16 protein-coding genes are annotated in these 21,389 nt (G+C 45.9%); 8 read left to right on the top strand and 8 right to left on the bottom strand.

Annotated features, from left to right (window positions below; genetic code table 11):
• Window positions 1-4: 4 nt before the first annotated feature.
• Window positions 5-1,726, top strand: coding sequence for a M56 family metallopeptidase (locus WBJ53_RS31400; RefSeq protein ID WP_338873772.1), 1,722 nt, complete (start codon window positions 5-7; stop codon window positions 1,724-1,726).
• A 53-nt stretch (window positions 1,727-1,779) separates the two neighbouring features.
• On the opposite strand, the gene ricT is transcribed toward WBJ53_RS31400, so the two are convergent.
• The 3 genes from ricT to recQ all read right to left on the bottom strand — a co-directional run bounded on the left by ricT (window position 1,780) and on the right by recQ (window position 6,692).
• Window positions 1,780-2,988, bottom strand: coding sequence for a regulatory iron-sulfur-containing complex subunit RicT (ricT, locus tag WBJ53_RS31395; RefSeq protein WP_338873770.1), 1,209 nt, complete (start codon window positions 2,986-2,988; stop codon window positions 1,780-1,782).
• A gap of 118 nt (window positions 2,989-3,106) precedes the next feature.
• Window positions 3,107-4,393 (bottom strand): phosphoribosylamine--glycine ligase, encoded by a 1,287-nt coding sequence (gene purD, locus WBJ53_RS31390; RefSeq protein WP_338873768.1) that lies wholly within the window; start codon window positions 4,391-4,393, stop codon window positions 3,107-3,109.
• 88 nt (window positions 4,394-4,481) lie between these two features.
• Entirely contained in the window at window positions 4,482-6,692 is a 2,211-nt protein-coding gene (recQ, locus tag WBJ53_RS31385) for a DNA helicase RecQ (protein ID WP_338873766.1), read from the bottom strand.
• A 108-nt stretch (window positions 6,693-6,800) separates the two neighbouring features.
• Between recQ and WBJ53_RS31380 the strand changes: the two genes are divergently transcribed.
• The 4 genes from WBJ53_RS31380 (at window position 6,801) to WBJ53_RS31365 (ending at window position 11,362) form a co-directional block, all read left to right on the top strand.
• Window positions 6,801-7,769 (top strand): KpsF/GutQ family sugar-phosphate isomerase, encoded by a 969-nt coding sequence (locus WBJ53_RS31380; protein ID WP_338873764.1) that lies wholly within the window; start codon window positions 6,801-6,803, stop codon window positions 7,767-7,769.
• A gap of 460 nt (window positions 7,770-8,229) precedes the next feature.
• Entirely contained in the window at window positions 8,230-8,745 is a 516-nt protein-coding gene (locus tag WBJ53_RS31375) for an RNA polymerase sigma factor (RefSeq protein WP_338873762.1), read from the top strand.
• 272 nt (window positions 8,746-9,017) lie between these two features.
• Window positions 9,018-10,490 carry a phytoene desaturase family protein gene (gene crtI, locus WBJ53_RS31370; RefSeq protein ID WP_338873760.1) on the top strand — a complete coding sequence of 491 codons (1,473 nt, stop codon included), beginning with the start codon at window positions 9,018-9,020 and terminating at the stop codon, window positions 10,488-10,490.
• A gap of 35 nt (window positions 10,491-10,525) precedes the next feature.
• Window positions 10,526-11,362, top strand: a complete 837-nt coding sequence (locus WBJ53_RS31365) for a phytoene/squalene synthase family protein (RefSeq protein ID WP_338873758.1) — start codon at window positions 10,526-10,528, stop codon at window positions 11,360-11,362.
• 13 nt (window positions 11,363-11,375) lie between these two features.
• Here WBJ53_RS31365 and WBJ53_RS31360 read toward each other — a convergent pair whose 3' ends face one another.
• Entirely contained in the window at window positions 11,376-12,272 is an 897-nt protein-coding gene (locus WBJ53_RS31360) for a cupin-like domain-containing protein (RefSeq protein ID WP_338873756.1), read from the bottom strand.
• 190 nt (window positions 12,273-12,462) lie between these two features.
• On the opposite strand from WBJ53_RS31360, the gene gatB reads away from it, so the two are divergent.
• The 3 genes from gatB to proC all read left to right on the top strand — a co-directional run bounded on the left by gatB (window position 12,463) and on the right by proC (window position 16,022).
• Window positions 12,463-13,953, top strand: coding sequence for an Asp-tRNA(Asn)/Glu-tRNA(Gln) amidotransferase subunit GatB (gatB, locus tag WBJ53_RS31355; protein WP_338873754.1), 1,491 nt, complete (start codon window positions 12,463-12,465; stop codon window positions 13,951-13,953).
• Window positions 13,950-15,086 carry a TlpA disulfide reductase family protein gene (locus tag WBJ53_RS31350; RefSeq protein ID WP_338873752.1) on the top strand — a complete coding sequence of 379 codons (1,137 nt, stop codon included), beginning with the start codon at window positions 13,950-13,952 and terminating at the stop codon, window positions 15,084-15,086. Before gatB ends, WBJ53_RS31350 begins: the two co-directional genes overlap by 4 nt.
• Window positions 15,087-15,218: 132 nt before the next feature.
• The gene (gene proC / locus WBJ53_RS31345; RefSeq protein WP_338873751.1) at window positions 15,219-16,022 is read left to right on the top strand and encodes a pyrroline-5-carboxylate reductase; all 804 of its coding nucleotides are present in this window, start codon (window positions 15,219-15,221) and stop codon (window positions 16,020-16,022) included.
• Window positions 16,023-16,143: 121 nt separating this feature from the next.
• Here proC and purB read toward each other — a convergent pair whose 3' ends face one another.
• The 4 genes from purB to plsY all read right to left on the bottom strand — a co-directional run bounded on the left by purB (window position 16,144) and on the right by plsY (window position 21,268).
• Complete coding sequence (purB, locus tag WBJ53_RS31340; protein ID WP_338873750.1) at window positions 16,144-17,484, bottom strand: adenylosuccinate lyase; 1,341 nt, start codon at window positions 17,482-17,484, stop codon at window positions 16,144-16,146.
• Window positions 17,485-17,574: 90 nt separating this feature from the next.
• Complete coding sequence (locus WBJ53_RS31335) at window positions 17,575-18,987, bottom strand: DUF1207 domain-containing protein (RefSeq protein WP_338873748.1); 1,413 nt, start codon at window positions 18,985-18,987, stop codon at window positions 17,575-17,577.
• A 111-nt stretch (window positions 18,988-19,098) separates the two neighbouring features.
• Window positions 19,099-20,460, bottom strand: a complete 1,362-nt coding sequence (locus WBJ53_RS31330; RefSeq protein WP_338873746.1) for a dipeptidase — start codon at window positions 20,458-20,460, stop codon at window positions 19,099-19,101.
• 151 nt (window positions 20,461-20,611) lie between these two features.
• Window positions 20,612-21,268 (bottom strand): glycerol-3-phosphate 1-O-acyltransferase PlsY, encoded by a 657-nt coding sequence (plsY, locus tag WBJ53_RS31325; protein ID WP_338873744.1) that lies wholly within the window; start codon window positions 21,266-21,268, stop codon window positions 20,612-20,614.
• Window positions 21,269-21,389: the final 121 nt, after the last annotated feature.

Here is a 21,389-nt window from a genome sequence, read left to right as displayed (position 1 = left end):
CGGTATGAACAGCCTGCGCTATGTTCTGCTGGTCAACAGTCTGCTGGTTGTTGTGAGTATGGGTTATTACCTGCTCCTCCGGCATGAAACCTTTTTCAGGACCAATCGAATTGTTCTTTGGTTGGGTATGGTAGCCGCTCTCTCGCTACCCATGCTTGAACTTCCCGACTGGCGACCACAACCCGTGCGAACGGTAATGCAGCGCACAGCGCAGGTTATTATTCCTAAAGTGCTTCCGCCGTCTTTTTCTCCACGCCCCGACGTGATTATTACGTTTCCGAACGGACGTGCCTTTTTGGCGTTTTCGGAGCAACCCGTCTCCCTGACCTGGTCGTGGCAACTGGGTTTATTGGTTATGTATGCACTGGGCGTTTTGTTTCTGCTCGCTCGATTTGGCATCCGGCTTTTATCTTTAGGATTGCTCATTCGACGATCAGCCCAGGAAAATTATGAAAGCTTTACCCTGATTTGTACCCACCGGATAGTATCACCCTTCTCCTTTTTCAATTGGGTTGTTATCAATCCAGAACAACATTCTCCTAACGAACTTGAGCAGGTTTTGCGGCACGAACGGGTTCATGTGCTCGCTGTACATAGTCTGGATATGATTGGAGCCGAGCTGATTTGTATTCTCTTCTGGTTTAATCCTGCTGCTTATTTGTTTCGCTATTTGATTCATCAGGCGCTTGAGTTTAGTGCCGATGAGGCTGTTCTGGCCGAAGGAGTCGATGAAAAAGCGTATCAGTATAGCTTGTTAAGTGTGGGGTTGTTGGCTAATGATGCCGGTTTTATGAATCAGTTTAGTGGCCCAAGCCTTCGGCAGCGTATTGCCATGATCAACCGCGAGCGGTCTGGTTCGAGAGCCTGGGGGCGGTATGTTTTCTGGTTTTTGTTGATGGGCACAATGGCGGTGGCCTGCCGACGTAAACTAGGTACAATGGATGAAAAGCCGCCTGTGAATGCACTGGCAGCTATTAGTCCCACAAGAGCCCTGGTTGTTGCTTTAGAGGATAAGAATACGTGGCATAAGCAAACAGCATTGTACAACAGTAAGACAGGAACAAAAATTATTGAGGCAGACCCTGTTATCGTTCAGTTAAAGGGAAACAAATTCGTTATTGCTGACGACTACAGGTATTCGGTAGGCATCCACATTAATGGCGGCCCTGTTCCGGTCGAAGCGCTGGAAAAATTGTCGCCCGAGTTTGTCGATGAGCTTTTTGTGATGCAGCAATGGGAAGATATGGCTGGCACTGACCTTGGCGCTAAGCCGTTTCAGGTACTAATCCAAACCAGTTCGAACGTGGTTCCTTTCAATGGCGTGCGTAAGCACTTCTTTACCTTACTTCAGGCTGCCGCTATTTCGAAACATCCACTTGGAGATAGCTATTCGTTTTCCATGAATCAATTGCTGGAAGCTACTTTTTTTCATAATAAAGATGCGCTGGTTGAGCGAACTAAAAATGAGCATCTGAAAGTATACGATGAGTATAAAAAAGATGTTGAAATTTTCATTAATGATATTCCGGCCAAACCGGCTGATGTTGAAACGGTTCATGTACGCGAAGTTGCCCGACTGCATACGAAGGAACGGCCTTATACGGAATGGTTTCATACCGACAATGCGGTTTCCCGCTTCGAACTCCACATTCTCACAACCCCAAAACGGGCAAAACGCGATACGAGTTATTATGTTTTCAGTCCGTTTTATACCGGGGATTTTTAACCTCAATGCCAATAAACTAAAAAACCAGCCGCTAAGGCTGGTTTTTTAGTTTATTATGCTTTCCCATTCGGAGTCGGCTTCGCTGGCTTATCAGTGCCTCCTTTCGCTTTTTTCTTTTTCTTTTTGGCCGTTCGGGTAGCATACTTGGCATCAAGTTTCTGCAGATCGCTATTCAAAGCGGCCACAGCAATCGGCTCCTTTTCGCCAATAGGGGTTAATATTTCAAACGATTCCGGAATAATTCCGCGTTTGTTCAGTTCTGCAATTTCAAGAACGCGTGGAATGGGTAACGGATGCCATGTACTTTCGGCCCCATAACCAAACCACATCAGCTTTCGGAAAATATCCGTTTTTTGCAGAAAAGCACGCCCTTTTTGGGTTTCCAACGGTTTTTCAATCGTCGGAATATCGCGTAGAGCGTCGATATAGGTATCTAATTCATAGTTCAGGCAGCACTTCAGGCGGCCGCATTGCCCCGATAATTTTGCCGGATTCAGCGACAGGTTCTGATAACGAGCCGCCGACGTTGCTATGTTCTTAAAATCGGTTAGCCAGGTCGAGCAGCAGAGTTCGCGGCCACAGGAGCCAATGCCGCCCAGGCGTCCGGCTTCCTGACGCAGGCTAATCTGCCGCATTTCGATTCGGACCTTAAATTCGCTGGCCAGCATTTTTATTAGTTCCCGAAAATCGACCCGTTCTTCGGAGGAGTAATAAAAGGTGGCTTTTGTATTATCCGACTGGAATTCAACGTCGGATAATTTCATATTTAAGTTCAGTTCACGAATAATTTCGCGGGTGCGATAAAGAGCAGGCAAATCGCGCAGAATAGCCTGGTCGTGCCGTTCAAGGTCTTTAGGCGTAGCTACCCGATGAATAACTTTCGTATCATCGTTTATTTTGATTGCTCGTTTTTTAACCTGTAGCCGCACCAATTCGCCCTGTAGCGAAACCGATCCGATATGAAACCCCGACTGCATTTCAACGACTACATAGTCGCCCGTAGTCAGGTCGAGTTGGTGAACATTGCGGTAGTAATCTTTCCGACCGCCTTTAAATTTCACCTCAACAACGTCGTATTGCTTCATTCCTGGCATAGCCACATCGCTAAGCCAGTCAAATGCATTTAGTTTATTGCATCCTCCGGTGCTGCACCCTCCGCTTCCGCATCCTTTAGTGGCCGTTTTCTGCGGTTCTCCGCCGAGGCCATCGGATGCGCCCTGTCGGGTACCGCAACCGCCAGTTGCACAGGATCTACATGACATAAGTTATTCCGTTTACGCGGACTACTGCCGGGATTTTTGGTATTCAGCGTTACGGTTAGTTAACGAATGCAGTTCTTTGTCAGTAGAACCGCAACTGAAAACACCTAAATAGAACCCGTTAATCAGCGTACCGGATCAGGTCGAGTCCGATGTCTTTGCGATAATGCTTTCCATCGAACTGTACAGTCCGGGCCGCTTCCTGCGACTTTCTTACCGCATTTTCGAGCGAATTTGCTAAAGCCGTCAGAGCCAGCACTCGTCCACCATTAGTTACAACCTGACCATCATTGGCCAGGGTTCCGGCATGAAATGCCGTAACATCTTCTAAACGATCGAGGTCTGAAATGATTTTACCTTTCTCGTACTCATTTGGATATCCTCCCGAAACGACCACCGTAGTAACCGCTGTTTGCGCTGAAACCTGAACTGTTATCCGGTCGAGTTCTCCTCGGGCAGTGGCCAGCATCAACTCCGCAAAATCGGTCTGGATACGTGGCAAAACAACTTCGGTTTCTGGATCGCCCATTCGGGCATTGTATTCAATCACATAGGGTTCTCCATTTACCTTCATGAGGCCAATAAAAATGAACCCTTTGTAGCGGATATTTTCTTTCTGCAAGCCAGCCAGTGTTGGTTTTACGACCTTTTCCTCAACCTTACGCAGGAACGATTCGTTGGCAAAAACTACCGGCGAAACAGCCCCCATACCGCCCGTATTCAATCCCTGATCGCCTTCGTTGATGCGCTTATAATCTTTTGCTTCAGGAAGGATTTTGTAGTTGACGCCATCGCTCAGCACAAATACCGACAACTCAATACCGCGCAAAAATTGCTCCACAACAACTTTGCTGCCTGCTTGGCCAAACTTTTGGCCGCCAAGCATGTCATTCATCGCTGCCTGAGCATCGGCCAGAGTTTCGGCAATAATTACGCCTTTACCCGCAGCGAGCCCATCGGCTTTCAATACAACCGGTAATGAATGTGTTTCAAGATACGTCAATCCTTCGGTCAGCGTATCGGCTGTAAATGTTTTTGAGGCAGCGGTCGGAATGTTATGCCGCAGCATAAACTGCTTTGAAAAATCTTTACTTCCTTCCAACTGTGCTCCTTCGGCATCAGGACCAACAATTGGCAAATCGATCAAATCGGCCTGTTGCTGAAAAAAATCGACTACACCATTAACCAATGGTTCTTCGGGACCAACAATGAGCAAATCTATATTGTTGGTGCGAACGGCATCGGCAATTGCCGGAAAGTTATTATAACTAATCGATAAATTAGTTGCTACCTGTGCAGTACCCGCGTTTCCTGGCGCTACAAACAGATTATCGCACAGTGGGCTTTGCGCAATTTTCCATGCAAACGCATGTTCGCGCCCACCCGAACCCAGTATTAGTATATTCATTTGATTGAGAAGCAAGGCCACATAAGGCTGGCGTAAAGATGCCCTGAAGCTTTTTTTACGCCAGCTTTATGTGTTCTGACTCCTGTTGTTAATTAGCTACCTCCGACAGGAATTTAATGCGCATCAGGCGCAAATCCTGTTCCGTAAAATCATCTCCGCCAAACTCACGCATGGCAATGGCGATATTATCACTTTCGGCATTCATGAAGTAATCGTAAATCTCATCCTGGCGATCTTCGTCCATAACCTGATTAATGTAATAATCGAGATTGAGTCGTGTTCCCGAATAGCAGATATGTTCGATTTCTTCCATCAGCTCTTCCATGGAGAGCGTTTTGGACTCGGCAATTTCTTCCAGATCAACCTTGCGATCAATTTGCTGGATGATATAGATCTTAACTTTCGACTTATTGACAGTCGATTTTATTACTACATCCTTAGCCGTCTCAATTTCATTGTCTTCTACATATTTAGCGATCAGATCGATGAAGGGCTTGCCAAATTTCTGCACTTTCCCCATTCCAACGCCATTTATCTGCGCCATCTCTTCGCGAGTGGTTGGATAGGTTGTTGCCATTTCTTCCATAGAGGGGTCCTGGAAGATTACGTAGGGAGGCAGGTTTTTTTCTTTGGCAATTTTCTTGCGTAATGCTTTCAGCAAGCCTAGCAGTTCTTCATCATAGGCCGCTCCTCCGGCCGACGGGGTAGAATCTTTGTCTTCGTCTTCTTTCTGTTCGGCAACGGCATTGTCGTAGTCGTGGTCTTTCGAAAGCGTAATCGGATAGGGGTCTTCGATATAATTTAAGCCCCGCTGCGTTAGTTTCAGTATGCCATAGTTATCAACGTCCTTTTCTATGTAGCCATAAATGGTGATCTGTTTCAACAACGAACACCAGAATTCGGGGCTTTCGTTAAACTCCCGGCCTTTTCCGTACACCTCCAGTCGATTGTGCTCATAGCTGGTTACGTACTGATTATCTGTAGCGGTCAATACATCGCTTAAGTGAGCTACATCGAAGCGTTGATCTGTTTGTAAAACGGCTTGTAGAGCCAGAATGACCTCATCGTGTACTTTAAACTTTTCAGTCGGTTTCAGGCAATTGTCGCAAAAACCGCAGTCTTTCTCCAGATACTCGCCAAAATAACCGAGCAACTGGCGCCGACGGCAAACTCCTAGTGTTGAATAGGAGACCATTTCGGTTAGCAGGTGCTTGGCATTATCGCGCTCTGTAACGGGTTTGTCTTTATTAAATTTTTCGAGCTTAACAATATCGTCGTAACTATAAAACATAATACAGTTACCCTCCAGGCCATCGCGCCCAGCCCGGCCCGTTTCCTGATAATAACCTTCCAGCGATTTAGGGGCATCGTAGTGAATAACAAACCGAACGTCGGGTTTGTCGATTCCCATACCGAAAGCAATGGTAGCGCAAACTACATCCACATCTTCATTGAGGAAGGCATCCTGATTGGCCATTCGGGTCTGAGGATCGAGGCCTGCATGATAAGGCAACGCTTTTATGTCATTGACGCTCAGGAGTTCTGCGATCTCTTCAACAGTTTTTCGGCTCAAACAATACACAATACCCGACTTACCTTTATTTTGCTTAACGTATCTGATAAGTTGTTTCTTAGCATCAACTTTAGGCTTGATCTCGTAGTAGAGGTTTTTGCGATTGAATGATGTTTTATAGAGGTCTGCATCCTCCATTTGCAGGTTTTTCTGAATGTCCTGCTGTACTTTGGGAGTAGCGGTGGCTGTTAAAGCAATGACGGGCAGGTCGCCGATATTGTCGACTATTCCACGGATTTTTCGATACTCGGGCCGGAAGTCGTGACCCCATTCAGAAATACAGTGCGCTTCGTCAATAGCAACAAATGAAATATTGGCTTTCTTTAAAAAGTCCAAGTTTTCTTCTTTTGTTAGCGACTCTGGGGCAATATATAAAAGTTTGAGAGAACCGTTCAGGGTGTCCTTTTTAACTTTGTTCATTTCTGTCTTCGACAGGGTCGAATTCAGAAACTGTGCGTTAATACCAAACGCATTCAACTGATCGACCTGATTTTTCATCAGGGCAATCAAAGGAGAAATAACAATTGCTGTTCCGTCACTAACAATTGCTGGTAGCTGGTAACACAGGGATTTTCCTGCGCCAGTAGGCATGATAACGAACGTATTACGGCCCGCTAGAATGCTGTGAATAATGGCTTCCTGATCGCCCCGGAACTGACTATATCCAAAAATCTCTTTTAGCCGCTCTTTGATGGTCTCATGGACCCTCTGATCAACCTGCATCATTCTACAAATCGTACAAAAGTTACTTTAACTCTATTCACTTGCCGTATCTTTGTTTTATAAAGTTAGCGAATATACACAGCAAACTATTCTTCATCGCGAAATCTGACGTTGAAAGTATTAAAAAATTCCAAAACAATCGCCCAGGAGGTGTTACTGGCCGAAGCCAATGCCATTCGCAACGTAATTGAGCTGCTCGACGAACAATTTGAGGCTGCTACTGAGGCAATTCTCAAATCGACCGGCAGGTTGGTTGTAACTGGAGTTGGTAAGAGTGCTCTGATTGGCCAGAAAATCGTAGCAACTATGAATTCTACGGGCACTCCTTCTTTATTTATGCATGCAGCCGATGCCATTCATGGCGATTTAGGTATGATTCAGGCCGATGATGTTGTTCTTATTATTTCTAAAAGTGGCAATACGGCTGAAATTAAAGTACTGATTCCTTTACTACGGCGTACAACTATTCAGCTCATAGCACTGGTTAGTGATAAAACATCGTATCTGGCTCAGCATTCAGATTACATTCTGCACGCTTTTGCCGAGCGGGAAGCTGACCCGATGAACCTGGCACCTACTACAAGCACTACAGTAGCATTGGCTTTGGGCGATGCCCTTGCTGTCAGTCTGCTGGAGGCTCGTGGTTTTACCCGGCACGATTTTGCGCGCTATCATCCGGGGGGCGCACTGGGCAAAAAGTTGTATCTGAAAGTTGGTGATATTTTTCCCCACAACCAGTGTCCTCAGGTGCCGCTCACTGCATCGCTCAAGGATGTTATCTTCGAAATTTCAGCTAAACGACTGGGAGCCACTGCCGTTGTGGATCAAATGGGAATGCTGGCAGGAATTGTAACTGATGGCGATATACGGCGGATGGCCTATCAGCAGGATGCATTTTGGGAACTCCATGCGCAGGATGTTATGACACCTGCTCCCGTTTGTGTTACGGCCGATGAATATGCAATGGGCGCACTCCAGTTAATGCGCGATCGGGATATTTCTCAATTGATTGTTACCGAAAACGGGCGCGTAAAAGGGTTTGTCCATCTTCACGATCTGCTTAAAGAAGGCTTACTTTAATAAATTATTGCTAGTTGAAAGGGGATATATATTTTTTCAATATGCAGATAATCAGCGGATTGGCTCAGTTCTGATACACATCATTTCTTTTCCTGTTTCTTATTAGCCTCTATTTGTAGAAATGTGAATAACTCACAGGACTAATGATGGAGGCTATTGTTTTAAGAGCCACTAATAATAAGTAGAAATGAGCAGAAAAGGTGTTTTGTTTAAGCGTAATTGGGTATTGCTTAAACAAAATCCACACCCTACATTCCACACTATGTGGGAATAATTCCACAGTAAATGGGAGATGTTATAAACGAAGAACTTTTCTTATGAGAAAAATAAAATATATAAATCTCTGTTTTACAGTAGGTTATGTACCTTAAAATTAACTTCTTCAAAAAAACTTGAAGGCTGGTTGCTTTTTTGTCTAATTGCTTATCAAATCAGGTTCAACAAAAAAACACTCGCAATCATGACTGCGCTCGAATTCACTCATCATATCGGAAAGGTGTCCAAGTCGTTGCGCCCGTTCGCACTGCGGCTTACTAAAGATGTTGAAGATGCTAACGATTTGTTACAGGATACCCTTTTAAAAGCCTTTACCAATCGCGATAAATACACCGATGGTACGAACCTGAAGGCATGGTTATATACCATCATGAAGAATACGTTCATCACAAATTATCAGCGGATGGTTCGCAAGAATACATTTATCGATACAACAGATAATCTGCATTATATCAACTCAATGGAGAGTAGCACCGATAATCTGGCCTATTCTTCCTTTGCTCAGGACGATATTAATCGGGCAGTTAATAGTTTGGACGATACTTACCGGACGCCGTTTATGATGCACTTCCGGGGTTTTAAATACCACGAAATTGCTGCTAAGCTCGATATTCCAATCGGAACGGTTAAAAACCGCATTCATATAGCACGGAAAGAGCTGAAAGACCAACTGAAGGTATATGCTCATTTCAACAGCTAAAAATTTTTTTTCAAGTTCGGTGAGACTTTTGTGACCTATCGCCGTCTTAACCACATTGATTGAGTAGTTTTTGGTTAAAAAAGAGGAAGGTTCGAAAAGTTGGGTGGAGTTCCGCCCAACTTTTTTGTTTTTTAGCTAGCAGATTTACAATAGTTTATGGTATAAAACCGTATAGATCACTATATTTTCGGGCTAATTGAGTAAATACATGAAAACAAAAAGGCTAAACAAGTATTTACCTGCTTACCTGGTACTCAATTAACCATCCTCTAATGCCCCAGCGTATTCTTGTTATCGGTGCTGGTTTTGCAGGACTAGCCGCTGCAACCAGTTTAGCAAATAAAGGCTACGACGTAACGATTCTGGAAAAAAATAGTATGCCGGGTGGCAGAGCCCGTGTATTTCAGGCCAATGGCTTCACATTTGATATGGGGCCAAGCTGGTATTGGATGCCTGATGTATTTGAAACCTACTTTGCCCGATTCAACAAAAAACCATCCGACTATTACCAGTTAGTTCGGCTCGATCCGTCCTATAAGGTTATTTTTGGCCCAAACGAGGCCATTGACTTACCGGCAGGTCTGGAAAACCTGGAAAACCTCTTTGAGCAGATTGAACCCGGCAGTGCTCTGCAATTGCGAACGTTTTTGACACAGGCATCCTATAAATACAAGGTTGGTATAAACAACTTTGTCTGGAAGCCTAGCCGCTCGATTCGAGAGTTTTTGAGTCTGAAACTGCTTTACGATGTAACTCGGCTCGATGTGTTCCAATCTTTTGCCAGCCACGCCCGTAAGTTTTTTAAACATCCCCGTTTACTCGAAATAGTTGAATTCCCGATTTTGTTTCTGGGTGCTACACCGGCCAATACGCCAGCTATGTATAGCCTGATGAATTACGCTGAGATGGCCCTGGGGACCTGGTATCCAATGGGGGGGATGTATGAAATTGTGAAGGCAATGGTTAGTCTTGCCGAAGAAAAAGGCGTTAAGCTACTGCTTAATCAGAACGTTCAACAAATTGAAATAGCGCAGGGCAAAGCAAAACGAGTTATTACTAATCAGGGCATTTTTGAAGCGGATGTGGTAGTTGCCGGAGCAGACTATAATCATGTCGACACGAATCTGGTTGACCCGCCTAATCGTAACTATGACGAAAATTACTGGCAGAAACGTGTTATGGCCCCTTCGTCTTTACTTTTTTATTTAGGAGTCAACAAACGAGTGCCCCGGCTGGAGCATCATAACCTGTTTTTCGACGAAGATTTTTCGGTACATGCTCAGGAAATTTATGAAACACCCCGATGGCCCACAAAACCTCTCTTTTATGCATCGGCTCCGTCGAAAACTGACTCTGGCGTTGCACCATACGGCTGCGAAAATATATTTCTTCTGATTCCGGTAGCGCCCGATTTGCAGGACGACGATGCAACCCGCGAATATTATTTCAATCTTATTATGGATCGGCTCGAAGCCTATGTGGGGGAAGACATTCGTAGCCATATAATTTACAAGCGGAGTTATGCTCACCGTGATTTTAAGAACGATTACAACGCTTTTCGAGGAAATGCATATGGGCTGGCCAATACGCTTCGGCAAACGGCATTGCTCAAGCCATCAATGAAAAACAAAAAAGTGAACAATCTGTTCTACACGGGTCAGCTAACGGTGCCCGGACCGGGTGTGCCGCCTTCGCTCATATCAGGCTTGGTTGTGGCCGATGAAGTTGCCAGAGAATTTGTCTAACTTTCAAAAATCCTAACCTCTTCTTTTTCTACATTATGATGGCGTTATTTAACAAAACCGCACTGAAATGCAGTAAACTCATTACTGAACATTACAGTACGTCATTCACATTAGGCATTAAAACACTCGATCGTAGATTTCATATGCCTATCTACGCCATCTATGGGTTTGTACGCTATGCCGATGAAATTGTCGATACTTTTCACGACTACGACAAAAAAACGTTATTGGCCCGATTCAAACATGATACCTATCAGGCCATTGAAGAAGGCATTAGCATGAATCCAATCCTCCAGGCCTTTCAGATTATAGTTCGGGAATATAATATTGAACGTGAGTTAATTGAGTCGTTTCTGAAAAGTATGGAAATGGATCTCTATTTTCAGGACTACGATGCTGATGGCTATAATGAGTACATCTATGGCTCAGCCGAAGTAGTAGGACTCATGTGCCTGCGCGTATTTTGCGAAGGTAATCGCAATGAATTTGACCGTTTATGCGAACCCGCCCGAAAACTGGGTTCAGCGTTTCAGAAAGTCAATTTCCTGCGCGATTTGAAAAGCGATTTTGTGGACCGAGGCAGAACCTACTTTCCGGGGGTTAATTTTAATGAATTCGGCTGCGATATGAAGCAACTCATCGAAGAAGACATTCAGCGCGACTTCGACGATGCATTGAAAGGCATTATGGCGCTTCCGCGCGGAGCAAAACTGGGGGTTTATCTGGCCTATGCCTATTATCAAACGCTATTCAATAAAATTAAGCAACTGCCCGCTTCAAGAATTCAGAACGAACGAATTCGGGTGCCAAATCCACAAAAATTTGCACTGCTGGCCCAAACATACGTGAAATTCAGACTGAATGTCATTTAAGCAGCAGTTGGTGCTAAATACTTACTCCGACTTTCTCAAACATGCCAAGAACACTACCTACTACCGATAAATAGGTATGAACAGCTCCTGCTAGTTTAGGTCGGCGTTGGAGCATATTCCGATCCACTTCCTGCATAAAATTTTTCCAGTTTGACGCATTAAGGCAGTCCAGTGCAACGGATATTGTAGGAGTTAATGAGCGCGCCGTGTGCCACCATCCGCAGGGAATGAACAAGGTTTCGCCGGGCCCCACAACAAAAGAGACTGGAGTGGTTTTGGCAAACAATGGATACTTTTCTAAATCGGGCTTATAAATATCGTTTACCTGCGAAACCCACAGATCATCAGGATTTGGGTATACATAAGGCGTTTGAGTTGGCGGAATTACGGTAAATTCTTTCTGACCATAGAGCTGTGTGATATATGCATGTAGGCTCATGTAATCGTAGTGGACATATGGGAAAAGTGCACCTGGGCCACCAAAAAAAATCTCCAGCGTATTGGCTCCTGACAAAAAACGCCTTGGCAGGAGTTTACTATTAATTCGATCGGGCAGCGCATAGTTAAACCGGGGTAGCACATCTGGCAACAATTCCGGATATTCCTGCTCAATTTGCAGCGTGCAAGGGTAGGGTGCCGGATTCTCTTCGGTTCCGGTTAGCATCCAGTCAATGTATTCACCCAGGTTATAAGTCTTTCGGGCAATTTCTACAGTTCGGTCGCTATAATTTTTCCTGAAAAACTCAGGTGTGAATTTGCTCTTTGCTGTCCAGGCATCGCCTGCATCACCGATAACAACCGGATAATTGGCAAACAGGTGTTTTTCTGCAAATTCGTCATACGACATTCCATATTTCTTCTCAACGAGAATATCATTTCTGCACGCTAGTTCAACGACTCGGGTAGCCATAGGATTGAAGGGTAATTTATTGATTGATAGCGGTATAAGGATTTGTGGTTTTGACTTTGTTTTTGTTGGGCAGACACTTCAAATACGGGTTATTTATTGTTCGGCGTTGAGGCCTATTGCCAACGGAATTAAAAGAACCGGCACCTGTTTCATTTCTAGTTATCTTTGCCTAAAATTTTTCGTTTTGCCAATGGTAGCGCAAGCGCCTTTATCGCCAGAAATTTTGTCCCGCTACGAAGCCGTTATCGGGCTGGAAGTTCACTGCCAGCTACTGACCCAAAGCAAAATCTTTGCGGCCGACGCCAACGCGTTCGGGGCCGAACCCAACACAAACATTAGTGTCATTACGCTAGGTCATCCCGGCACTTTGCCTAAACTGAACCGAAAAGCTGTTGACTATGCTGTTCGGATGGGTTTAGCCTGCGGCAGTGAAATTACACGTCATATTATTTTTGCCCGTAAAAATTATTTCTACCCTGATTTGCCAAAGGGTTATCAGCTTTCGCAGGATAAAGGGCCTATCTGTGTTGGTGGGAGCATTCCTGTTAAAGTAAAGCACCCCGAAACAGGAGAGCTTTACGAAACAACTATCCAGATTCATCATATTCATCTGGAAGAAGATGCGGGCAAATCGATTCACGATGGTAATGAGTGGGCCACCCAACTCGATTATAACCGCGCAGGTACTCCACTGATTGAGATGGTTACCGACCCCTGTATACGAACTGCTGAAGAAGCAGGGCAATACCTGACCGAGGTTCGGCGGCTGGTGCGCTATCTGGGAATTTGCGACGGAAACATGGAAGAAGGATCGCTCCGGTGCGACGTTAACGTTTCCATTCGCCCCACTGGCGCGACTAATCTGGGTACGAAAGTTGAAGTAAAGAACCTGAACTCGATTCGGAACGTAGTACGCGCCGTTGAAAGTGAATTCAAAAGACAGGTAGAAGCTACAGAAGCTGGCGGTTCTATTATTCAGGAAACGCGTACATTCGACGCAAGTACGGGCCTTAGCTACGGGATGCGGGAAAAAGAAACCATGAACGACTATCGTTATTTTCCTGATCCTGACCTGACGCCCGTTATTATTTCAGATGAGTGGCTGGCTAGTATTCGGGCGCAGATGCCCATGCTTCCGGCAGAACTTTACCAGAAATTTAGAGATCATTATGGATTGCCAGACTACGATGCGGCTTTGCTGACCGACTCGCGTGAACTGGCCGAATATTATGAAGCCGTATGTGATCGTACAACTAATTACAAAGCGGTTTCGAACTGGATTATGGGCCCCGTGAAGGGGCAACTTACCGAAAAAAACCTGCGCGATCGGTTGTTTCCCGTGTCGGTCAATCAGTTAGCGTCATTAATTGAACTAATTGACAATGGAACCGTTAGCCAAACGGCAGCCCAGCAAGTTTTTGCATTAATGGTTGGGAAGCTCGAAACGGAGCCTGCCGAACTGGCGCAAACGCATGGTTTGGTTCAGAATCGCAATACAGACGCGTTACAAGCGTTGGTAGAAGAAGTGTTGGCAGCCTGGCCCGACAAAGTTGCCCAATACCAGAAGGGTAAAAAGAATTTGTTGGGAATGTTTGTCGGCGAGGTTATGAAAAAATCGAAAGGCTCTGCCGATCCTAAATTGGTGAATCAATTAGTAACGAAGACATTACAAGCCATATGAAAAACCTGTTTTTTAGCGTAGCCGGTTTTCTGCTTCTTGGTTTTGTGGCCAATGCCCAACCGACAAAGCCATTTACAGTAACGGGAAAGGTTAAAGCTGCGGCTCCCGGCAGCTACATTTATCTGGAAGCCAACAGCCAGCCCACTCGTAAGCTCGACTCAGCTAAAGTCGGTTCTGACAATACGTTTACGCTCAACAATAAAGTGGCTGATGGGGGCGAAGTATTAGTGCTGAACGTTGGGGGTGGGCAAAAAATGGCATTGCTGCTAGAAGGGGGCGAAACCCTGAACGTAGTAGCCGATGGATATCGGATGGATGCTAAAACGGGCCAGGCCGGAAAGGCCACCGTAACGGGTTCCAAAAATATGGAGTACTACGAGAAGTTGACGGCACTGCGAACCGATATGGAGAATCGGGTTTCGAACTGGAACAAGCAGGTTGCAGCAGCTACCGAGAAAAAAGATAACAAGCGAATCGCTCAGATTGAGCAGGAATACCAGACCGCTGAGCAGGAAGTTGTCAATAAAGTGAAGGCGATGCTGCCCGAAATGGGAACATCGCTTGTGTCGTTGTTTGCACTTAACTTTATTAATATCGATACCGACTTCGATACCTATGACGCACTGGCGCAACGGTTCGAAAAAGAAAATCCGAATAGCCCTCATGCAAAGGCATTGATTGGCCGGGTAGCCCGGATCAAAGGCGTTATGGTTGGCGCGCAGGCTCCCGAAATATCACTCAGCGATACAACGGGGACACCGGTGCCACTTTCTTCGTTGCGGGGTAAATACGTTCTGCTCGATTTCTGGGCTTCGTGGTGTGGACCATGCCGGATGGAAAACCCGAATGTGGTTCGTATGTATAACAAGTATAAGGACAAGGGTTTTGCTATATACAGCGTTTCGCTGGATCAGTCGAAAGCGAACTGGACCAAAGCCATTCGCAACGACAACCTCACCTGGACACACGTTTCCGATCTGAAGTACTGGCAGTCGGCAGCCGCACAGCAATATGGTGTGCAGGCAATTCCGGCCACATTCCTGCTCGATAAGGATGGGAAAATCATTGCCAAAAACCTGCGTGGACCGGCATTGGAACAGAAACTTGAGGAAATCCTGAAAGCTGGCCAATAGGTTCATTGCAAGTTAGTAGTTTTGCAGGGTCAGGTTTTCAACCTGACCTTTTCTTTTGGCTACTGCTTTTAGTTATGCCGTCACTTCATTCAGCACTTCTTTATTAATTCGTACATTCTTTCTCCGTAAACAATGAAAATTGCTATTGTCGGTTGCGGTAACATGGGTATGGCTTTCGCCAAATCGTTTCTGCAATATGATCTGGTAAAAAAAGAGAATTTACTACTCATTGAAAAAAGCAGCGACCGTTCCGATGCCCTGAAAAACGAAAAAGCGGGTGTGGTGGTCGAAACCATTGGACCACACGTCGGCGAAACCGATTTGATTATCCTCTCAGTTAAGCCACAGGATTTTAACAGCGTTTACGAATCCCTTCGCGAAGTGATTCAGCCTCGGCAAATTATTCTGTCGATCATGGCCGGCATTCCAATTGCGCAGATACAGGAGAAGCTTGGGCACTTGCTGGTAGTCCGGGCTATGCCCAATACACCTGCTATGTTGGGTATGGGCATTACGGGCTTTACGGCTGCGAAAGAAGTCGATTTAACTAATCTGCGTCGGGTCGAAAATTTGATTAATGCTACGGGCCGTTCCATTTTCCTGGAAGATGAAGCAATGCTCGATGCCGTTACGGCGCTGAGCGGTAGTGGTCCCGCTTATTTTTATTACGTTGTGAAAGCAATGATTGAAGCGGGCAAACAAATGGGGTTCGACGATGCGGTGGCCGCGCTGCTGGTTAAGCAAACCATGCTGGGGGCCTATCACCTCATCAACAATGCCGATAAATCGCTGGATGATCTCATTAAAGCTGTTGCCTCGAAAGGTGGCACTACCGAAGCTGCGCTACGTACGTTTGAATCGGGAGGTTTAGACGATACGCTTATTGAGGGTATTAAAGCCGCTCAAACGCGGGCAACAGAGCTTTCGAAAGGATAAGTAATTGAGTAAGTCTATTGTCCACAGAAACGCAGAGTTATTGTAGCCTCACACGTTGTCAGATTCCCATTTTCTGACATAATTTCTTTGTGTACTCTGTGTCTCTGTGGACAAATACCTGTTAGATACCCGTATAGCTGAATGGCGTTATAGCGCTTAACTCGGCTTTTACGGCGTCTGATACAGACAATTTACTAATAAACTCCTGAATTGTCTGCTCCGTAATTTTCTGGTTGGTTCGGGTTAGTGCTTTCAGTGCTTCATATGGCTGCGGATAACCTTCGCGCCGAAGAACCGTTTGGATTCCTTCGGCAACAACCGCCCAGTTATCTTCGAGGTCGGCATGGATAGCGGCTTCATTCAGTTCAAGCTTATTCAGTCCTTTGAGTAATGACCGGAGCGCAATAACCGAATGAGCAAATGGTACGCCCAGGCTCCGCAATACGGTGGAGTCGGTCAGGTCGCGCTGAAGTCGCGAAATAGGGAGCTTCGCCGACAAATGCTCGAATAATGCATTCGCAATGCCAAGGTTGCCTTCCGAATTTTCGAAATCAATCGGGTTAACTTTATGGGGCATTGCCGACGATCCGACTTCCCCTTCTTTGAGCTTTTGCTTGAAATAGTTCATCGACACATACGTCCAGACGTCGCGGTCGAGATCAATCAGAATGGTGTTGAGCCGCTTAAAGGCATCGAGTGTTGCCGCCAGCATATCGTAATGCTCAATCTGCGTCGTGAATTGGCTCCGTACCATACCCAGGCTTTCAACAAATTTATCGCCAAATTTTTTCCAGTCGTCGTTCGGATAGGCAACCGTATGGGCGTTGAAGTTGCCGGTGGCTCCGCCAAACTTGGCAGCCGTAGGAATACCGGCCAGCAAATGAAGTTGTTTCTCGATCCGTTCAACAAATACCAGTAATTCTTTCCCAAGCCGGGTGGGCGATGCGGGTTGCCCATGCGTTTTAGCCAGCATCGGAATCTCTTTCCACTGTTCGGCCAGTTGTTGCAACCGAACAAAAACCTGCCGATAGAGTGGAGTGATTTCGGTATTTAGTGCATCGCTGAGCGATAGCGGAATGGCTGTATTGTTAATATCCTGCGAGGTCAGCCCAAAATGAACGAACTCCAGATAGGGCTCAACCGGCGAGCCTTTCAGTTTTTCTTTAATGAAATACTCTACCGCCTTAACATCGTGATTGGTTGTTTTCTCGATGTCTTTGATGCGCAGGGCATCGGCCTCTGTGAAGTTTTTATACAATGCCCGCAATGCCGGAAACTCCGATGGACTAACACCCGACAATTGTGGAACAGGCCATTCGCAGAGAGCAATAAAATATTCGATTTCAATCCGAACGCGGTAGTGAATCAGGCCAAATTCTGAAAAGTAAGGAGCCAGACTTTCAACCTGACGCCGGTATCGCCCATCGACAGGCGATATGGTCGTTAATGCTGTTAAATCCATATAGTTAATCAAAACGTAAAGGTAAGGCAAACGACTTTAAACAACCCGATGGTATAACACTTTCGGATAGTTAACTCAGGTTCAGACTACTCAGAACGGGTTCAGATAAAGCCCAAGCCCTAACCAGACCGTCTGCTGGTTTTCGTATTGGCTATAGGGCCGGAAACCCGAGTAGCCTTCCAGCAGGAAGGTCAGGTTGTTTTGTGTACGACCTACTTCAACACCGACACCAGCATGAATACCCGGCCGGAAATCGGTTTGTTGCCAGAACTTGATGTCGACGCCACCAACGAGCCGCGTTGCTTTGTCGGACGGTTTTTTGTAGAAAGCACCCAGTTGCGCACTGAGCAGCTTCCGTTCTTCGGTTTTACGAAGCACAAACCCAATGCCGCCATATAGCCGCCAGTTATTGACATTTCGGCTGTAGGTACCATCCAACTGTTCATAATTAACCGCATTGGGCGATGGAGCCGTAATCTGGTTCCGGAAAATATAATCGTCGCCCAGGTGCGAAGAGATATGATATACCCGAATGCGGTAGTTATTAACACCACGCCGAATGTTATAGATGATACTGATTTTGTAATCGGTATTCATGATCTGCCGACGAGCCTTATTGAGCTTATTGTCATGAAAGGCTTCAAACTGCGTAAACGACGCCAGATCGAGCACCCATTCCGACGATTTACCGGGTTCGGTTGTATGCCGGTAAAAAGGCTTGGCAAAGCCAAACGCAAACGGCACAATACTGCCTTTATATTTTTCGCCATCCGTATAATAGAATGGCAGAACGCTACCATAGGTCCGGGCTTCGAGGGGGTCGAGTAAAATCGGTTCAAATAAATGGCCTTTCGGTAGAAACTCCCGTGTCGGTCTGGCAACGTTAGGTTCGGTGGCTACCGATACGCCAGCAACCGAGTCAACCGGTAGCGTTGGCTTACCAATTGGTTTCCGTTCACGCTTTTCACGCGTTGGCCGGGGAGCCTTTTCTACCTGTTTCGGGGTTTCGACAGATGGTGGCGTTGGCGTAACCGGCACCGGTGTTGGTTCGACAGGTTTCGACTCTTTAACAGTCGGGGTTGGTTCCGGTGCTGGCTCTTTTTTGCGCTTCTGTTTTTTCTCTTTAGGAACAGAAACCGGTTCTTCTGTAGCCTGTTTTACGGGTTCTGGCTCCTTCGCCGGAACTGGTGTACGAGGACTAACCGTTACGGGAGCAGGCTGTGATTTATCCGCTTCTTTTTCTTGTTGCTGACGCTCTTTCGCTGCTTTTTTAGCCTGACGCTGACGCTCTTTTTCAGCCTGTTTTGCTTCGTATTCCCGCTGTTTCTGGGCCCATTCGGCTTTAATCTGGCGTTCGCGCTGAATTTCGCGTTCTATTTTTTCTTTCTGTCGCTGCTCAGCCGGGGTTAAGGTGCGCGAAGCGGGCGCGGTGGTGGGTTGTTGAGCCCAGGCCAATGTTCCTACCTGAACAACCAGTAGGAGAACCAGTAGCACTTTCTTCATAAAATAGAAACAAATTATACCAACGTAGCTTTAACGTTTTGTCATTGATCAATTGTCATTAGGAAGTCTTACTAATGACAAAATCCTAAAACCGCATCGGATGCATTCGCATTATTGTTTAAGCTCAGCGTAATTTTTATAGAAGTAAGGAATGGTTTCTATGCCTTTGTAGAAGTTGAACAGGCCATAGCTTTCGTTAGGCGAGTGTAACGCATCGCTGTCCAGACCAAAACCCATCAGAATGGATTTAACGCCAAGTTCTTTTTCAAACAAAGCCACAATTGGAATACTGCCTCCGCCCCGGGTTGGAATTGGTTTCTTGCCCCAGGCGTCTTCAAAGGCTTTGGTAGCCGCTTCAAATTCAACCGAATCGGTAGGCGTTACATACGGTAAGCCACCATGATGCGGAGTCACTTTCACCGTTACGCTATCGGGCGCTATGGCCTTAAAATGCTTTGTAAAGAGTTCCGTGATTTCGTCGGGGGTTTGATCGGGAACCAGGCGCATACTGATTTTGGCAAAAGCCTTCGAGGGCAACACCGTTTTAGCCCCTTCGCCCGTATAGCCGCCCCAGATGCCGTTTGCATCGAGTGTCGGGCGGATCGATGTACGCTCGTTGGTTGAGTAACCTACTTCACCTTCTACATCTCTAATGCCCAAATCGGCCTTATACTCTTCCAGATTGAAAGGGGCTTTGGCGAGTTCGGCCCGTTCGGCATCGCTCAGGTCGACAACTTTGTCATAGAAGCCTGGAATGGTGATGTGGCCATTCTCATCGTGAAGCGATGCAATCATTTTGGCCAGCACATTAATAGGGTTGGCAACAGCCCCCCCATACACGCCCGAATGCAGATCGCGGTTAGCACCCGTCACTTCCACTTCAACGTAAGAAAGACCCCGCAGACCAATTTCCAGAGAAGGCGTTTCGTTTGAGATGATACTGGTATCCGAAATCAGAATAACGTCGGTTTTCAGCATGTCTCGGTTTTCTGCCACAAAGGTACCCAGATGATCCGAGCCAACTTCTTCTTCTCCTTCAATCATGACTTTTACATTGCATGGAAGGCCATCGGTAGCCAGCATCGTTTCAATAGCCTTGATATGCATGTAAAACTGGCCTTTGTCGTCGCAGGCACCACGGGCATAGATGCGTTCGTTGCGGATGGTGGGTTCAAACGGTGGCGATTGCCAGAGGTCATATGGATCGGCAGGCTGTACATCATAATGGCCATAGACCAACACCGTTGGGCGCGCAGGGTCCACTATTTTTTCGGCATAAACAACCGGATGCCCTGGTGTTTCATACAATTGCGCATTATCCATACCGGCGGCACTTAGCTTTTCTTTAACATACTCGGCTGCCCGACGAACATCGGTTTTAAAATTAGAATCTGCTGATACAGACGGAATACGCAGCAATTCCAGAAGCTCATCCAGAAATCGCTGCTTGTTAGCTTCAAGGTAAGTAGTCATAGTATGATTAAATGGCATGTACGATACATGACGTTATGCAGAGACTGTGTAGAACACCGTTTATAGTCAATGTCATACATAAAAATTTGCCCCGAAGGTACGCAGATTTCGCGCAACGTCGGGGCATGAATATGGTCAGAAAATAGGTTTCTTATTCTTCGCGTTTCTTTCGCAGGCGAATCAGTATTGTGCGGTTTTCCTGGCCACGCATTAAGCGGCCAATATTTTTCTGATGTGTAAGCACAACCATCAGAAACATTACAAAGCCAAATACAATCAGCAATGGACTTTCTTTTTGCCCAAACACCTGTAGTAGCAATAGGACTGGAAAGGCAAGTGCGGCCAGAATAGAACCCAGCGATACATATTGCGAAGCAATGACAACGAGCAGAAAAATTCCGATACAAAGCAACGCCATCTCAGGATGAATGGCCAGTACCATACCCAATAATGACGCAACTCCTTTTCCTCCTTTAAAATCGGCAAAAATCGGGTAGAGGTGGCCAATAACCGCTACCAGACCAAACACAATTTCGAAGGTCATAATTTCTTTTTGCGTAATTACATCCAGATACCACAGCAGATTCGCCATGATTGCTGCTGTGTATCCTTTTAATACATCGACCAGCATAACAATAGTACCGGCTCGTTTGCCCAATACCCTGAATGTGTTCGTTGCTCCGGCATTACCACTACCATGTTGGCGAATATCAATACCAAAAAAACCCTGTCCATACCAAACGGCGGTTGGTATGGAGCCAAGCAGATACGCTACTACTACGGTAACACTAATCAAAAAAACGTTCATTAACGCAAATTTAGTAAACGGTTGTTAGCAAAGCAGAAAAAGCCTGAAGAAGTGCCTGGTGAGAAAACGCAATGTGACCCCAAAATTAGATTATTGTTATGGAATCAACAAATCTATATTT

Origin of the sequence: Spirosoma sp. SC4-14, assembly GCF_037201965.1 — a bacterium.
Taxonomy (GTDB): domain Bacteria; phylum Bacteroidota; class Bacteroidia; order Cytophagales; family Spirosomataceae; genus Spirosoma.
This window is presented reverse-complemented; position numbering and strand designations above follow the sequence as displayed.

What these genes read in the sequence shown, in the direction of transcription:
- WBJ53_RS31400 (WP_338873772.1), top strand. Translation starts at nt 5, where the DNA reads ATGAACAGCCTGCGCTATGTTCTGCTGGTCAACAGTCTGCTGGTTGTT.
- ricT (WP_338873770.1), bottom strand. Translation starts at nt 2,988, where the DNA reads ATGTCATGTAGATCCTGTGCAACTGGCGGTTGCGGTACCCGACAGGGC.
- purD (WP_338873768.1), bottom strand. Translation starts at nt 4,393, where the DNA reads ATGAATATACTAATACTGGGTTCGGGTGGGCGCGAACATGCGTTTGCA.
- recQ (WP_338873766.1), bottom strand. Translation starts at nt 6,692, where the DNA reads ATGATGCAGGTTGATCAGAGGGTCCATGAGACCATCAAAGAGCGGCTA.
- WBJ53_RS31375 (WP_338873762.1), top strand. Translation starts at nt 8,230, where the DNA reads ATGACTGCGCTCGAATTCACTCATCATATCGGAAAGGTGTCCAAGTCG.
- crtI (WP_338873760.1), top strand. Translation starts at nt 9,018, where the DNA reads ATGCCCCAGCGTATTCTTGTTATCGGTGCTGGTTTTGCAGGACTAGCC.
- WBJ53_RS31365 (WP_338873758.1), top strand. Translation starts at nt 10,526, where the DNA reads ATGATGGCGTTATTTAACAAAACCGCACTGAAATGCAGTAAACTCATT.
- WBJ53_RS31360 (WP_338873756.1), bottom strand. Translation starts at nt 12,272, where the DNA reads ATGGCTACCCGAGTCGTTGAACTAGCGTGCAGAAATGATATTCTCGTT.
- gatB (WP_338873754.1), top strand. Translation starts at nt 12,463, where the DNA reads ATGGTAGCGCAAGCGCCTTTATCGCCAGAAATTTTGTCCCGCTACGAA.
- WBJ53_RS31350 (WP_338873752.1), top strand. Translation starts at nt 13,950, where the DNA reads ATGAAAAACCTGTTTTTTAGCGTAGCCGGTTTTCTGCTTCTTGGTTTT.
- proC (WP_338873751.1), top strand. Translation starts at nt 15,219, where the DNA reads ATGAAAATTGCTATTGTCGGTTGCGGTAACATGGGTATGGCTTTCGCC.
- purB (WP_338873750.1), bottom strand. Translation starts at nt 17,484, where the DNA reads ATGGATTTAACAGCATTAACGACCATATCGCCTGTCGATGGGCGATAC.
- WBJ53_RS31335 (WP_338873748.1), bottom strand. Translation starts at nt 18,987, where the DNA reads ATGAAGAAAGTGCTACTGGTTCTCCTACTGGTTGTTCAGGTAGGAACA.
- WBJ53_RS31330 (WP_338873746.1), bottom strand. Translation starts at nt 20,460, where the DNA reads ATGACTACTTACCTTGAAGCTAACAAGCAGCGATTTCTGGATGAGCTT.
- plsY (WP_338873744.1), bottom strand. Translation starts at nt 21,268, where the DNA reads ATGAACGTTTTTTTGATTAGTGTTACCGTAGTAGTAGCGTATCTGCTT.